The 14,120-nt window shown below is 55.6% G+C and carries 12 protein-coding genes; 6 read left to right on the top strand and 6 right to left on the bottom strand.

Annotation, left to right across the window (positions count from 1 at the left end; translation table 11 throughout):
* The first annotated feature begins 197 nt into the window (after nt 1-197).
* Both HBOR_RS18620 and HBOR_RS18615 read left to right on the top strand, forming a co-directional pair.
* On the top strand, nt 198-1,013 hold the full coding sequence (locus tag HBOR_RS18620; RefSeq protein ID WP_006055807.1) for a ParA family protein: 816 nt from the start codon (nt 198-200) through the stop codon (nt 1,011-1,013).
* Nucleotides 1,006-1,410, top strand: a complete 405-nt coding sequence (locus HBOR_RS18615) for a hypothetical protein (protein WP_013440811.1) — start codon at nt 1,006-1,008, stop codon at nt 1,408-1,410. The genes HBOR_RS18620 and HBOR_RS18615 overlap by 8 nt, the downstream gene beginning before the upstream one ends.
* A gap of 61 nt (nt 1,411-1,471) precedes the next feature.
* Here the strand turns inward: HBOR_RS18615 and HBOR_RS18610 are convergent, their stop codons facing one another.
* Together HBOR_RS18610 and HBOR_RS18605 are read right to left on the bottom strand one after the other, a co-directional pair.
* Nucleotides 1,472-1,963: a hypothetical protein gene (locus HBOR_RS18610; protein ID WP_241432379.1), complete on the bottom strand. Its 492-nt coding sequence runs from the start codon at nt 1,961-1,963 to the stop codon at nt 1,472-1,474.
* A gap of 183 nt (nt 1,964-2,146) precedes the next feature.
* A complete protein-coding gene (locus HBOR_RS18605; RefSeq protein ID WP_006055805.1) occupies nt 2,147-2,326 on the bottom strand; it encodes a hypothetical protein in 180 nt (59 codons plus the stop codon).
* Between the two features lie 229 nt (nt 2,327-2,555).
* Here HBOR_RS18605 and HBOR_RS18600 point away from each other — a divergent pair, with 229 nt between their 5' ends.
* Nucleotides 2,556-3,449, top strand: coding sequence for an alpha/beta fold hydrolase (locus tag HBOR_RS18600; RefSeq protein ID WP_006055804.1), 894 nt, complete (start codon nt 2,556-2,558; stop codon nt 3,447-3,449).
* 189 nt (nt 3,450-3,638) lie between these two features.
* Here the strand turns inward: HBOR_RS18600 and HBOR_RS18595 are convergent, their stop codons facing one another.
* Complete coding sequence (locus tag HBOR_RS18595; protein WP_006055803.1) at nt 3,639-4,220, bottom strand: hypothetical protein; 582 nt, start codon at nt 4,218-4,220, stop codon at nt 3,639-3,641.
* A gap of 135 nt (nt 4,221-4,355) precedes the next feature.
* On the opposite strand from HBOR_RS18595, the gene HBOR_RS18590 reads away from it, so the two are divergent.
* The gene (locus HBOR_RS18590) at nt 4,356-4,856 is read left to right on the top strand and encodes a hypothetical protein (protein ID WP_006055802.1); all 501 of its coding nucleotides are present in this window, start codon (nt 4,356-4,358) and stop codon (nt 4,854-4,856) included.
* 327 nt (nt 4,857-5,183) lie between these two features.
* Entirely contained in the window at nt 5,184-7,514 is a 2,331-nt protein-coding gene (locus tag HBOR_RS18585) for a DUF7827 domain-containing protein (protein WP_013440809.1), read from the top strand.
* An 818-nt stretch (nt 7,515-8,332) separates the two neighbouring features.
* Here HBOR_RS18585 and HBOR_RS18580 read toward each other — a convergent pair.
* From HBOR_RS18580 to HBOR_RS18570, 3 genes are all read right to left on the bottom strand, one after another.
* A complete protein-coding gene (locus HBOR_RS18580; RefSeq protein ID WP_006055800.1) occupies nt 8,333-10,276 on the bottom strand; it encodes an archaea-specific SMC-related protein in 1,944 nt (647 codons plus the stop codon).
* A 137-nt stretch (nt 10,277-10,413) separates the two neighbouring features.
* Complete coding sequence (gene rdfA / locus HBOR_RS18575) at nt 10,414-11,079, bottom strand: rod-determining factor RdfA (protein ID WP_006055799.1); 666 nt, start codon at nt 11,077-11,079, stop codon at nt 10,414-10,416.
* 108 nt (nt 11,080-11,187) lie between these two features.
* Nucleotides 11,188-11,610, bottom strand: coding sequence for a helix-turn-helix domain-containing protein (locus HBOR_RS18570; RefSeq protein ID WP_006055798.1), 423 nt, complete (start codon nt 11,608-11,610; stop codon nt 11,188-11,190).
* A gap of 1,242 nt (nt 11,611-12,852) precedes the next feature.
* Here HBOR_RS18570 and HBOR_RS18565 point away from each other — a divergent pair.
* Entirely contained in the window at nt 12,853-14,106 is a 1,254-nt protein-coding gene (locus HBOR_RS18565) for an orc1/cdc6 family replication initiation protein (RefSeq protein WP_013440808.1), read from the top strand.
* Nucleotides 14,107-14,120: the final 14 nt, after the last annotated feature.

Below are 14,120 nucleotides of genomic sequence, written 5' to 3'. Positions count from 1 at the left end.
TCTAAAGCGCATGTTGCAGACATTTTAGAAATTGTGAAATCTCTAAGATGGCTCGAATGTCTGACGAGGTGTTATATGGGATGCCGCAGAACGTACGGTCGTATCGTGGACGACCAACACAGTCCACAATTTCCACAAATTTCACACATCCTACCATGTATGCGATTCGAACACTGTCCGAGATGGAGGGTCGATAGATGGCACGCGCCGTGAGCGTCTCACTGCAGAAAGGAGGCGTCGGAAAGACAACAGTCGCGATCAACCTCGCGGACGCTCTCGCAGCGCGGGGGAACGACGTGCTCCTCGTTGATCTCGACCAGCAGGGGAACGCGACGGAGGGCGTCGGTCGAAAGGACCTCTACGAGACCGAAGAGCCACACGTCGGTGACCTGCTGACCGACGACGACCCCGTAGACGTACGGGAAATCATCCACGACCGAGGTGAATTCGATCTTATCCCCGCACACGTTGACTTAGACGACATCGAAGACCGTATCCGCAACTCCACGTTCGGCGTGCTGTGGGTCCGACGGCGTATCATCGAACCGCTCCTCGGTGAGGAGTACGACTACATCGTCATCGACTCACCGCCGAGTCTCGGTCCCCTCTCAGACGCCTCGCTCATCGGTGCTGGGAACGTCATCGTCCCACTTCTGATGAGCGAACCGAGCGTCAGCGGATTCGAACGCATGGTCGAACAGCAGATTCGACCGATCCGCAAGGAAGTCGATCTCGGTATTCTCGCCATCGTACCAAACGATTTGAGCGGCAACAACGAGGAAAAGCGCATCATCGACGACCTCGAATCGTCGCCATTCGAGCAGTACCTCCCGTCGTTTGCACGATCCGAGCGATTCGGTGAATCGCCGGGGCCGGGGCTCCGCCATCGCATCGCATTCAGTCGCGCATGGCGCGACGGTGAGACACTCAGAGAATACGATCCCAACAGCGACATGCTCGACCGACTCGACAAACTGGCGCAAGTCGTCGAAAACGGAGGCACGGATGCCTGACGAAAACCGGTTCTCGGGGCTCGGCGACGTAGTCGAAGAAGAGGAACCCGAAAAAGAAGTCGAGGTTTCAGCGGACGAATCCAGTGATAGAGAGAAGGACGCCACAGAAAATACCGCAACAAGCGATGCGGACGAACAGATGTCATCATCGTCTGGCCCGGCGTTCGAATTCGAGGACACGACAGCCAAGAGCGTCTACGTCCGCCCGGAGACGCTATCGGTGATGGACGACGCGGAGTTCGAGGTAGAGTCAGTGCTTCGCCGCGAACACGACGTACGCGATTTGACCGGCCGCGAGTTCCACGATGCCCTTGTTCGTGTCGCCGCGGAACACCCCGAAGAGGTCGCTGAAATCATCCTCTCAACGCGGGACATCCCGTTCACGGAACACGATTAGTTTTCAGTCGGATTTCGGCGCTTCAGGTTCTTCGTGATCGGTTGACAGAGGCTTCAAGACCCTACTCAGTCGAGTCGGCTTCGACCGTGTATTGATAGTCAAGGTCGCGACGGAGTCGGCGGAACGCAGAAAGTACTTCTCTCCTCCGCTGTCTGTCAGGAACGACAATACGGCGTGGTGGGGTTGCCGTTTCAGGATCGAAGAACCGCCAGAAGGCGCGACGAAGGAGCGGCTCCTCAGACGCCGATTCCCACTCGAAAACAAGTGAGTGTTCTTGTGGGTGCATAGCAACGTGCTTCAGACGCTCCAAATCATACGAGACGTACCCCTCACCGCCGTCAGACTGGCGCAGTGCATCCCACACCAGTTCGTACTGCGTGCTGTCAGCCTCCCACGAGATGAGCCCCCCGAATGGAACCACGGTCGAACCCCGAACGTCCGCCAGCGACTCGCGCAACTCCTCCAGTAGTCCCGCATGTCCCGTGGCGTTGATCTCTCGAATGTGAAAGTGGTGTGGAACCGACCGATAGACCCACGATTGTTCAGTTACCACCGCAAACGCATCGAGATAAAACGTTCTGTCGATTGGTTCGTCAGTGTCACCAGTAGTTACAGCCAAAATCGACTGGACGAGCTCACGGTCGTCGGGGAGTGTTGCTCGATACTCCTCTTCTGAGCCAGCGAACAGACAATTTGGTTCTAAAACACGGGTTAGTTCCCGCTGAGCGGTCTCGAACTATCCGTGTTTGGGATCAAGTTGGAACTGAACGGCGGCCCCATAGTTCATGAATACGGTCAGTGCCCGATTTTCGACGCTGATCCATCCGACCTCGTCCCAGTCCTTGACATCGGGGAGATTTCTCGTGACGAGTTTGTGCGTCGGTTCCGTGGTCTCGAATTCGTCCCTAAATACCATCGTTACGTTGCGAACGCTCCCATCAGTTCGGTTCTATAAGTGTCATCAGAATACTTGTTTATCAGACTACTCGTTTGTCCCCGAAAGAGGAAGTATAGTTTAAAAATAGCCCTATGACTGCGGCAGTAACGATATTCAGCTCCGTCGTTTCTTTTTACTTACTCTGATTTAAAATTCCCATGACTGTGGTACAGGTACAGAATCCGGTTGGAGTTTCAAGTCAATACTGATGACAGATACAAAAACATTCCCGGACACCGATGCATCGTTACTTGCTGATCACCGTGTCGAATCTACCTATCGCAACGTTAACGGCGTCCAGTTACACGTCGTGGCAGCGGGCGAAACCGACGCTCCGCTGGTCGTCTTACTGCATGGGCATCCCGATTTCTGGTACGGCTGGCGCGCCCAGATTATTTCGCTCGTCGAAGCCGGCTTCCGTGTGGTCGTACCGGACCAGCGGGGCTGCAATCTGAGCGAAGCTCCAACCGGAATCGATCCCTATCGGACACCGAATTTATGTGACGACATACGTGAGTTGATTCACGATGAGGGACGGGAATCGGCACACGTTGTCGGACACGATTTCGGTGCATACGTCGCTTGGAACCTCGCACTCCGTCAGCCATCTGTCGTCAACCGACTCGGAATCTTAAACGTCCCACATCCGACAGTGTACCGAGATACCTTACGAGCGAGTCTCCGACAAATTGTCCGGAGCTGGTACGTCTGGTTCTATCAGGTACCGAAACTACCCGAGTGGATGTTGAGTCGAAACGAGATGGAGAATATGGTTGCATCGCTTGAAGTGACTTCAAATCAAGGAACGTTCGACGAGGAAACAATCCATCGCTACCGGGCGGCCTGGCGGCACACCGGCGTTGGTCCACGGATAAACTGGTATCGTGGATTCCGTCGTTCGGAACGCCCAGCACGCAACACCGTTACTCAGCCGACACTGATTTGTTGGGGTGAAGACGACATCGCACTCGTCCCCGCAATGGCACAAAAGAGTATCGACTACTGTGAAAACGGTCAGCTACGGATGTTTCCTGATGCTTCACACTGGGTACACCACGAGCGTGAAGAAGTAACCGAAGCACTGCTCCAGCATCTTTCATAACCAACAGGACGGGGTTCGATATGTGTTGAATGTGGGTCTTTTCTCGAATATACGAATAGTTCGGCCTCCGAAACAGTACAACGGCACCTTTCATCGGCTCATATATCGCTATTCGGTATACGGAGGTTCGAAGGCCAGCGTATCACTAAGCGAATGTTGGAACCGCTACTCCGTCGTATAGTTATCTTGTCACTCACTCAAGTCGGCGTCGTTCATCGCCGCTTGAAGTTGTGATCCTGAAGGAATAGACTGGTGGAATAACACCGAGTCGAACGGCACGTCACCGTTGACCGAGAGGAAGCCGAGTTTACCGTCATTAGCGCGGTCGAGATTCGTGAGGAAGGCCACTTTCCGTACCGCAGGGATGCCGTTCACGCTCGTGTCAGTTGTGACCGATTCGTACAGTTTGCGGTGTTCACCGACGTGTTCGACGCACGCCACCGTCGGCGCGAAGAGGAGAAGAAAGTGAACACCCGGCCCGTCTCGGGCGAGTTTCCGGCGAATCACGTGCTCGTCGTCTTTGTAGAAGTAGCGCTCCATACGGCGATACTGACGCAGAATCTCGTTCGCACCCGAGGCGATTCTGACGGCCGGGTCCGCCTTGAGTTCGACGAGATAATCAACGCGCTCGGGATCTCGCGTGCGCGCGTACACATCTACGGACCCGCGGTTGCCGTAATGGTCGTATGGCTCTTCGAGTCGAACCTCACTGTCTTCGAACGCCGTCTCGAAGTGTTCGACCACCGCCGTCGCCAGTTCATCCTCGCGCATCGCTTTCTTCCGAAGAGAGTACGGTGGGCGGTTTAGCTTCCTCGGTTCGACAATATCATGACCGAAGCGGTACCCTGAATGTTGTATGTGAACATGGGACAACATATATTAATTTCCCGTTAATATATCAACAGTATGCGTACGAGAGAAAACGAGACGCGAGCGTGGGAACTCGTGCAATACCGGGATGGAAGAATGGTCGTGCTGGGTCTCGGATGGTGGACCGCGGCGTTGAGCAGTATCGCTCTCGCAGACATCCCGCCGACGAATTGGATAGCGGGCATAATCGTGTTCGGCGCAACGGTGTTCGGTGCGACGTGCGCCGTTACGGCACCGTTCAGACTCGGCCAGTCGCTAGTCGTGCGGACCGGAAGGCAGTTACTCGTCGCCACCGTCGCATTCGGCGGTATCGCACTTGCAGGGCGAACACTCCTCTATCCGACAACACCCGCCACCATCGTCTACACGCAGACACCAGTTGAGGTTCCAGCTATCGTCGCCGCATCTGTTGGGTCGTTTCTCGCACTTTACATCGCCGGAAGAATTCTCCGTACTGTCCTCCGCCGCGGATGGACAGCCATCGACCGAGTACAGACCGTGCAGCGGCGTGTCTTTGCGGGGCGGACCAAACGGTGAGATATCTTCCCGCGAGGAAGAAGTCGGTCGCATCCGAACGGTGCCTTCGATATCGTCTCGCGGGAGAAGTGGTCCAATCACAGGTGCGCGACCAACAGTAAGGACAACCAGGGAGTCAAAGCAAAAATCCCGAATTACGTACAGAGAGAAACAGAGAGCAATATTATCACATAGTTAATAGTCGAAACTAACACAAAGTACTTACTCTCACCAGTCTCACGAGTCAGTACATCCTCACTAGAAACCAGTCCGACCGGCCTGTAACACGCTAATCCATTGGGGATATCGGTGGCCGTTCTGACTGGGTTACGAGGAGTAGTAGAAACCATGAGTCACACGTACAAAACACGGGCAATCGCTCTCTCTGCGCTGATGGTCCTCTCGGTATTCGCCGGGACCGTCGCGTTCGCGGGGGCGAGTGCGGCACAGACAACATTCAGTTACGACGGCGGTGCCGTACACTACGTCAACAGCAGCGACACTGCTGTTATCGAGGTACCCTTCGACACGGAGGTGAACAGCAACAGCCTGACGACGGCCAACTTCACCGTCTTCGACGACGACGAAGATCTGTCGGGCCAAGTCAGCGACATCACTCAACCCGACGCGGGCCGCGTCGTTATCGAGATGAACGAAGTCGTACAGTCACACGATATCGAAGTCCGGCTCTCGGACGACATCGAAGATACGTCGAACAACGACCTCTCGAACAGCGGTCGAAAAGATGTCGCGTTCGCGGCGACCACTGTCGGTCCGAACGGAGACGTGAACGCCTACAAGGGCTCTATCGTCGCCGTCGAAGCGGCATCGGTCAATACTGACATCGAAGTCAGCGGCACCGACGACGAGACGGAAGACTTCTTCGCCTCGGGTTCCACCGGGACGAACAGTCGCGTCTACACGTTCAACACCGAGAACCGCAGAATCGGTAGCTATGCCGTCACCTTCGATGGAAGTAACGAAGCGACTATCGAACTCCGCGAACTCGGACTCGACGTCGACCTCGACGAAACGAGCGTCACGGACGAGGAAAGCATCGAGGGTACCGTCACCGCGAACGCCGGTGACCGCGGTGTGAAAGTCGAACTCCTCGACAGCGACGGCGACGCCGTCAGCGGTGAATCAGTCACGGCCGACCTGAGCGGGCAAGGCGAGTACGAGTTCTCGCTCGGTCCCGTCGAGACCGGCGAGTACACTGTCGAAGTGACCGATCTCGGATCCGGCGTCGTCACTGAATCGAGTACCATCATCGTTTCGACAGCCGGTGAAGGTCGGGCAAGTATCAAGGACAGAATCGTCAATCAACAGCGCGGCGACATCGCAAACATCACTGTCAGTATCGCGAACGCTGACGAAGCGACGTTGACTGTCGGCAGCGACGATGTCGGCTTCCGTGCCAACGTCACAGTTCAAGACGACTCCGGCGACGGGGAAGTGTCCGTACTGTTCAACACCTACGCTGCCACGAGCGGCGTCAGCGGTGACGTGTTCGAAGTCGCCGACAGCGACGACGAACTCGTCACAAGTGATATTGATCCGCAGAATACGGTCAGTTCGCTCCTTGACGCCGGCGAGTACGACCTCGAAGTTCGTACCGGGAGTGACGCCGCCGCCGACGCACAAGGCGTTGGGACGCTGATCCTCGAAGAGCGGAGTACCGACTCGCTCGCCAGTTGGACTGCACCGACGGGCACGACGCTCGACGACAGCGACGATGTGTATGAGGCCATCGAAAATGCAAACGTCACCAGATCCGACACCATCGCTGATGGTGACATCGTCATCCATCAGTTGAACGCATCCGGTCTGGAAGGCGTACTCGATGTGCAAAGCGGGAACGACACTGCGGCGTTCTTCGCACCGAACGGCAACCTGTACGAACTGACCGTCGAGCAGTCGAACCCCGGTGCGAACCGTCAGCCGTTCGTACTCCAACTCGACGCCTCGAACACCGTCGTCATCCCCGACCCGGTGAACGACAACTACTTCGTCGCGTTCGACACGGACGACGTGATCGGTCAGCGCCCGGGCGGTCAGACAGTTGACCTCAGCGCCGACCACGAACTGACGGCGAACTTCACGGTCTACGAAGACGAGGGGAACCTCGCTGACGAAGAACAAACCGTCGAAGACGGGTACGCTATCGTCGAAGCCGAGCACTCACTGGACGAACCGGTAAACGTCTCAGCCGTAGCCGACCAGACGATAGCGGGCGAGACGACAGTCGCACCCGGGACGGAACTCAGTCTGCGCGTCCGTTCGACGGGCGACACACAGCCGAGTTTCCTGAAGACGGCGACCGTCTACGTCACCGAAAACGGCACCTACCAAGGTATGTTCGACTTTAGCGAGCAGGAAGTGGGTGACACGTTCGACGTGACCGTCCGCGGCGGTGCGGCCGACTCCGTCACCGTCGATGGAAACGTCGCCGAAGTCGGCAATATGACCGAAACGGAAACTGAGACAGTCACCGAGACCGAAACGGAAACCGAGACAACCACCGGCACCGAAACGGAAACTGAGACAGTCACCGAGACTGAAACGGAAACCGAGACGGTCACCGAAACCGAAACGGAAACCGGAACGCCCGGGTTCGGTGTCGTCGTTGCAATCGTGGCACTCCTCGCCGCGGCACTCCTCACAATCCGCCGCGACTGAGGAGAAACGCTCGGAACTGCCGAGTACCCTTCCGTTCCATTTTGAGCCGCTATCGAGACCGAATACACAAGCGACCCACGTCGAATCGGTCGTTAGCTGCCGTCAGGTACACGAACGTCTAAATGAATATGCTCACTTTTTGGAAATTGTAGAATTTTAAGAAATTTTAATAACAGTCGTTGAAAATACGGTACATTTATTCAATCCGTCCTTCAGAACCAACCGCCGCTATCGGTACGTGGGGGTGCGTAGTCCCAAAATTCTTCATCATTCCACGGATAGTGGGGGTATGAGCGAAACCAGCACTGATCAATTCCTTCGGAGCCGAATTGGACTCGCTGGAGAGTGCGTTTTCGTTGGGGGTGTCGCTCTACTCACTCTTACAGCTGTTCTCTTACTAAATGGAAACTCCCTTGAATTTAGCCTTCTCACCGGCGCTATGCTGGGACTTGCAGTTGCCGGTGCCCGGTATCTAATCCAAAATCACAGGGCTTGACATACTATCTCCCATATCTGGCGATCACCGTTCCATACTCACAAGTCCAAAGATGGACTTTCGTGCGTCGTTTGGTGAGTACCGTAGTGAGCGTCCAGTAGTTTGTCTGTATCGGACAGCTATTCCACAAACCCTGCTGAATAAACTATCCGTATTTTCAACTACTGATAAGCGTCGCGAGAGGACGAGAACGCGCTGAGAAGTTTAATACCCAGATATTGTTTACTGTTACCGAGATCGACCGTTATAGATCGCAGATAGAACTTATAGACGACGTACAGCGCTCGAAACGAGTTCAGCAAGAACGGTTGACGCGCCGGTCTCAGATCTCGCGGACGCGTTCGTACTGGTCGTCGAGTGCCGACGCGTCCTCGGGGAGGAGGGCCGCGACGGTGTACTCAGCGTACTCGCTGATGTAGTCTACCAACTGAGCGATACGGCCCGAGTCGATAGCCTCCAGGGAGTCGAGAAGGATGAACGGTACCGTCTCGTGAACGTCGTGGACGAGATATCCAGCGAGGGCGAAGACGAGACCGGTTACCTCACGTTCACTCTCCGAGAGGTGGTCGATGGTGTCCTCGTACGTGGCCCCATCGTCGGTACTGCGAATGATATGCATGTCGAACACCGATTTTTGGACTTTCCGCCGACCCTCACGGACGGTCTGTTCGGTCCGTTCGATCCAGATGCGGTCGAGGTTATCGTAGTCGAGGATGTCGAGGACGGTTTCCATGTGAGTGTTGAATTCCTCGATAGCCTCAGACTCGATACGCTCGATACGCGTCCGGAGGTCCGCGAGTTCGTCGGCGATCTCCTCGCGTCGGGCTTCCAGATCGTCGCGGTCATCCAGACGGGACTCGACGGACTCCATCTCGGAGTTGACCGATTCGAGTTCGTTTTCGAGCCGACCGATCTCGAACTCCAGTTCGTTCGCCTCGCGGTGGCGTTCGAGGATGTCGCCGTAATCGCGGGACTCCAACTCCTCAACCTCGGATTCGAGCGTCTCAACTCGATTGGTGAGATCCTCGCGCTTTTGTTTCAACGACTCGCGGCGCTCTCGGCGTCGGTCAAGTTCCTCGTCAATGCTCTGGAGGCGGTCGTCGAGTCGTCCGCGACGGCGGTGCAGTTGTTCGAGTTCGTCGCGCTCGGATTCGAGGTCATCAATCTGGTCACGAAGGTCGTTCCGCTGGTCGAGTTTTTCGCGGCGGAGCGACCGGAGACGGTCTACGGTTTCTTCGATCTGACTCGTCTCGACTTCGGTACCACAGGTCCAACAGACGACCGTATCCGACTCGACCAATGCGTCAGTGACCGAGCCACTGTCGGTCCCGTCGCGGAGGGCCGCAGCAACGTCCGCACTCGTTCCCTCCAGCATGTCCTCGTTGAACTGGATGACCGTCTGGAGTTCGTTGACGCTGGAATCGAGTCGTTGCATCTGATCGCGGAGGTCGGAAATCTGCGCCTCGATTTCGTCAGCACCGTCGATCTCCTCGGGGATATCTTCACGTTCAGTCGTGAGTTCATCCCGTTCGGTTTCAAGCGCATCGATGCTCTCGGCCTCGGCGTCGATGTCGTATCGAACGTCTTCGAGGTCCGACCGTGCCTGTTTCAGGTCGTCGAGACGATTCTCCAGTTCGTCGCGGTCGTCCCGCGTCTGCTCGACGTTGGCATCGGCTTCCTCGATCTCCTGTTCTTTCTCCTCCAGTTCGGCGCGTTTCTCCTCGATCTTCTCTTTCAGCGACGTGCGCTTTTGTTCGAGTTCGGGGAGTCGGCCGTCGAGAGAATCGAGACTGGAGATCTCGTTGTCGATCTCTCGTTTTTCCTGTTCGAGTTCACGAATTTCCTCCTGTATCGCCTCGGTGTCGATGGGCCGCATGATGAGTTCACGCAGGTCGTCGCCGCGGGCGACGGCCTGTCGAGCCTCATTCGACTCAAGGAGGAAAGCAAAGAGGTCAGCAAGCGTTGCGTCTTCGAGGTACGGGTCCCCCTCCGTGACGACAGTACTCCCGCGTCGTTTCAGCGTTCGGGTGTACGTCTGATCACCGACGGTGAGCGTTACTGACCCCTCATCAGCATCCCCCTTCAGCGAAGCCCGGTCGCTTCCGAGCGCCGCCATAATCGACTGCAAAAGCGATGTTCGGTTCGTGGCATTTCGACCCGCAAGCGCCGTGACTCCGGGGCCGAGTTCGACCGTTGTCTCTCTGATTCCGCCAATATTCTCGACGTGGAGTGTAACGGTCCCTGTCGTAGACTGTGCACGACTCATATCGGAGTGAAGACGTTGAAGGCATATAATACTTCATCACACGCTGTGGAGACGTTACAGTAATAACGCTGTAACGTTGTTACACAGAATCCCTCGAGCCGAGAGAACCGACAACGGTAGTCCGTCAGAACAGGTCGTCACTCCGACACATCTGCCTCGCTCCCGGTGGAGACGATGTCGCCGCCGCACTCGCACTGACCCTCCTCCAAGAGATCCTGCACGTCGTACTGCGTCCCGCAGTCGCGGCAGAAGACACGAACATCCACGAGGACTTCGAAATCGCCGACATGTATGCGACCCGTACTCACGAGGTTTTCGACAATGTTCTCGGAGACAGCTGCCGTCCGGCTCCGGAGGCGTTGGATGGTGTCGAGACCTTTCTGGATACGATCCTCGTCGGTTTGTTTATCCTGTGTAACACCGCGGTACTTCGTTAGATACGTGTGTATTGCCTGGTGTGAAACGAAGTTCTTCTGGAGATCATCCACATCGACCCCCTCGCGCTCAAGCGTCTGTCTGGCCTGCGTCTGCATCCCGCTCGAGACATCATCGTCTGTCAGGAGTCGATACGTATTGGCTACCTCGCCGTCAAGCGGATTCATCCCCACCTCGACCATGACTGCGCGAAGGAGTCGCCGGTTAAAGTCGTCAGCGAGTTCACGGAGACTCAGACGCTCCTCCCGATTCGCCGTCCACAGGTCTTCTAAGCGTTCACCCTCGCCGTCGAGGTCGTACTCGTCGATGAGTCGTTGGACCTTGCTTCGACGACCTCGTCTCGGCGTTTCGCTCTCGTCACTACTCATTGAACGTTAGATACGTGAGTACGTGTTAGTAAATACGTTCCGCCTCAAGGTGCCGGAGACAAATTCCTGAATCGATAGAACGAGTTGGAAATGAAAAGCGCGCTAGTTTCACGAAGACTGCAGGTCACGGAGGAGACGACGAATATGACCGACAGAGTACGTCACGCCGAACGTATGCTCAACATGCTCTCTAACGAGTTCCGGAGTCCACTCGTCTGCATCGTAGTTGTACTCTCTGGGCGTCGTATCGAGGTGACTGCGGAGTCGGTTTCGGTCCTCCTCGTCGAGTTTCCGAGGACGGCCCGGACGATCCTCATCGGTTATCGCCTCCTCAATGGATTCAGTCTCGAATCGGTCAAGCCAGTAGTACAGCGTTGAACGCGGGATTCCGTACCGATCTGCGAGAACAGAAACCGGTACGTCGTCGAGATAGTCTAAAGCGACGACGAGTCGCTTCGCCTCCTTCGCGGAATCGACCTCTGCGAGAGTACGACGAAGTTCATCAGGATCCACGTCGTCGAGTTTGACCATATCTAAATCACTCGGGCGCGAAACTTAACTCTAAGCACTTCCGTCTCTCGAACGGTAACAACGGTCGAGAGCTCACAAAGAACAGCGGACGGAGTGGTGTTCGTTGAGAGTCAATGATAGACTGTGTCGGTGATAGACTAGGTCAGTATATTATCTTCTTCGCTCGCGTGCGCAGGAGAATGACCGCGGCATTTTGGAGATCGTGACGAAAACTCAGCTGTGTTACCCCATTGATACCGCTATTCTCGAACGTACTGTCGAACACACCCCCTCCACTTTGTCCGCTGTTCTACAACTGAGAGAGTACCCGGACGAACTGTGACGTCAGTTCGGTCAGTATAGCGTCGGTTTGGTCGAACCAGAGATTGCATCTCGAGCCATCATACTGAGTTAGCACAGTTTATTTGAGTTGGCAGAGCTTATTTCGACACCCAAGTAGCAGTCACTTCGTTTCTCAAAGCGAAACCATCGCGTCCGGAGTAATAACCCTATAGAACGTGTTTAAATTCGCAAAATAATGCTATTTGTCAGAGAATAAAAGTCGTCTCGAACCCCACTTTGTCCGGAGTTATCGACAAGTTTCAGATGCGATTCGAATACAGATCAATCTCGAGTTCGAATTTGAGTCGTAGCTCGAACGTCAATCGTCTCTCGAACACACCACCATGTCCGCTGTTCTTGGGATTCGGTGAATCGGCATCGTCATCAAAACAGTGTAATGGGACGAACGATCCAGTCGATAGCTTGTCACGCTCCTCGCTAAGGCGATTTTACTGCACTCTGTGTCCCAAACACGTTCGTAGCCGGGTCCAGCACGGTTCTAAGTCGGTTTCAACGTAGCTCCGTGTCGTTCCAACTGTCGCAACACACCCCCTCCACTTTGTCCGCTGTTCTCGTCTTGTGGAGGGGTGAGGGGGATAGGTGACCGAATGAGATGTCGGATGATTACGCGCACCAGAGTTGCCGGTTTAGCGGTTTATACACACTAGAAAGAGAATATTCGTTCGTTCCCTCACTCATTATCTCTTTCAAAGAGGACTACGGAGTAACTTGGTTGGCTACACAATAAAACCGTCGGTTTACTAAGGGTTACTGCTGCTCGTCACGACCCCCACCTCCTCTTTTCACTAGAACTCCGGACAAAGTGGAGGGGGTGTGTGTTCGCCATTCTTTATATACTTCGAGAACAGCGGACACTCCGGACGCGGTGGTTTTATAAGCCACCGATGAGTGGACGTGTTCATGGCGCTGTTCGAGCGGGACAACGACATCTATCGGGACCGGGATGCCCTTCGTGAGGATTACCAGCCCGAACAACTCGTTGGGAGAGACGAAGAACTCCGAACGTATCAGGCGGCACTCCAGCCCGTGATCAACGGCGAGCAACCAAACAACGTTTTCCTGTACGGGAAAACCGGAGTCGGAAAAACCGCAGCGACGAAGTACCTCCTTTCGCACCTCCGTGAGGACGCTGCCCAGTACGACGACATCGACCTCTCGGTGACGTTCCTCAACTGCGACGGACTCACGAGTTCGTACCAGATTGCTACTCGTCTTGTTAACAGCCTTCGGTCGGAATCGAATCAGATATCTACGACGGGCTACCCTCTCGCCTCGGTCTACGAGATGCTCTGGGAGGAACTCGACGACCGAGCGGGAACCGTTCTCGTCGTTCTTGACGAGATCGATCACGTCAACGATGACAGCATCTTGTATCAACTCCCCCGTGCCCGCGCCAACGGCAATCTCGAAGTCGCAAAAATCGGTCTTATCGGTATCTCGAACGACTTCTCTTTCCGCGACGACCTCTCCCCGAAAGTCAAGAGTTCACTGTGCGAACAGGAGATTCATTTCCCCGCCTACAACGCCGAAAATCTCCGTGCCATCCTCGAACAGCGGGCGGAAGTCGCCTTCCACGACGGCGTCCTCTCGGAGGAAGTTATCCCGCTGTGTGCCGCCTACGGCGCGAAAGACGCGGGTGATGCGCGCCAGTCAATCGACCTTCTCATGAAGGCAGGTGATCTTGCACGCGACGAAGATACCGAGACCATCGAAGAAGATCACGTCCGGCGTGGACGTCGTGCTCTCGAACGCGGCCGAATCAAAGAGGGTATCAACGGACTGACCGAGCATGGTCACCTTGTCCTCTACGCTCTCCTCACCTTGGACCTTGAAGACGAGACACCCATCCGTTCGCGCGATGTTCGACCCCGCTACACCCGTTTTGCCGAACTCGCAAACCGCGACCCACTTGTTCCGCGACGGATGCGCGACCATCTGAGCGAACTCGCTATGCTGGGCATCGTCTCAGTCACCGAACGGAACGAAGGCCGCCGTGGTGGAACGTACCGTGAATACGCACTCGACATGGATGTCGAACTCATTCTCTCGGCGATGTCGGACACCGTCGAACTCGTCGGCGTCCACGACAGCATCGATCCGTACCTCGACGACGGCGACAAACCGACGACGCTCGACGAATTCCACGGAACCTGACTTTGTAACTCGAC

This window comes from Halogeometricum borinquense DSM 11551 (assembly GCF_000172995.2).
GTDB classification, from domain to species: domain Archaea; phylum Halobacteriota; class Halobacteria; order Halobacteriales; family Haloferacaceae; genus Halogeometricum; species Halogeometricum borinquense.
This window is presented reverse-complemented; position numbering and strand designations above follow the sequence as displayed.

Bases quoted from the DNA above. Each gene is read 5' to 3' on its own strand.
- HBOR_RS18605 (WP_006055805.1), bottom strand. From the start codon at position 2,326: ATGGTATTTAGGGACGAATTCGAGACCACGGAACCGACGCACAAACTC.
- rdfA (WP_006055799.1), bottom strand. From the start codon at position 11,079: ATGAGTAGTGACGAGAGCGAAACGCCGAGACGAGGTCGTCGAAGCAAG.
- HBOR_RS18595 (WP_006055803.1), bottom strand. From the start codon at position 4,220: ATGCGCGAGGATGAACTGGCGACGGCGGTGGTCGAACACTTCGAGACG.
- HBOR_RS18580 (WP_006055800.1), bottom strand. From the start codon at position 10,276: ATGAGTCGTGCACAGTCTACGACAGGGACCGTTACACTCCACGTCGAG.
- HBOR_RS18570 (WP_006055798.1), bottom strand. From the start codon at position 11,610: ATGGTCAAACTCGACGACGTGGATCCTGATGAACTTCGTCGTACTCTC.
- HBOR_RS18615 (WP_013440811.1), top strand. From the start codon at position 1,006: ATGCCTGACGAAAACCGGTTCTCGGGGCTCGGCGACGTAGTCGAAGAA.
- HBOR_RS18585 (WP_013440809.1), top strand. From the start codon at position 5,184: ATGAGTCACACGTACAAAACACGGGCAATCGCTCTCTCTGCGCTGATG.
- HBOR_RS18565 (WP_013440808.1), top strand. From the start codon at position 12,853: ATGGCGCTGTTCGAGCGGGACAACGACATCTATCGGGACCGGGATGCC.
- HBOR_RS18590 (WP_006055802.1), top strand. From the start codon at position 4,356: ATGCGTACGAGAGAAAACGAGACGCGAGCGTGGGAACTCGTGCAATAC.
- HBOR_RS18620 (WP_006055807.1), top strand. From the start codon at position 198: ATGGCACGCGCCGTGAGCGTCTCACTGCAGAAAGGAGGCGTCGGAAAG.
- HBOR_RS18600 (WP_006055804.1), top strand. From the start codon at position 2,556: ATGACAGATACAAAAACATTCCCGGACACCGATGCATCGTTACTTGCT.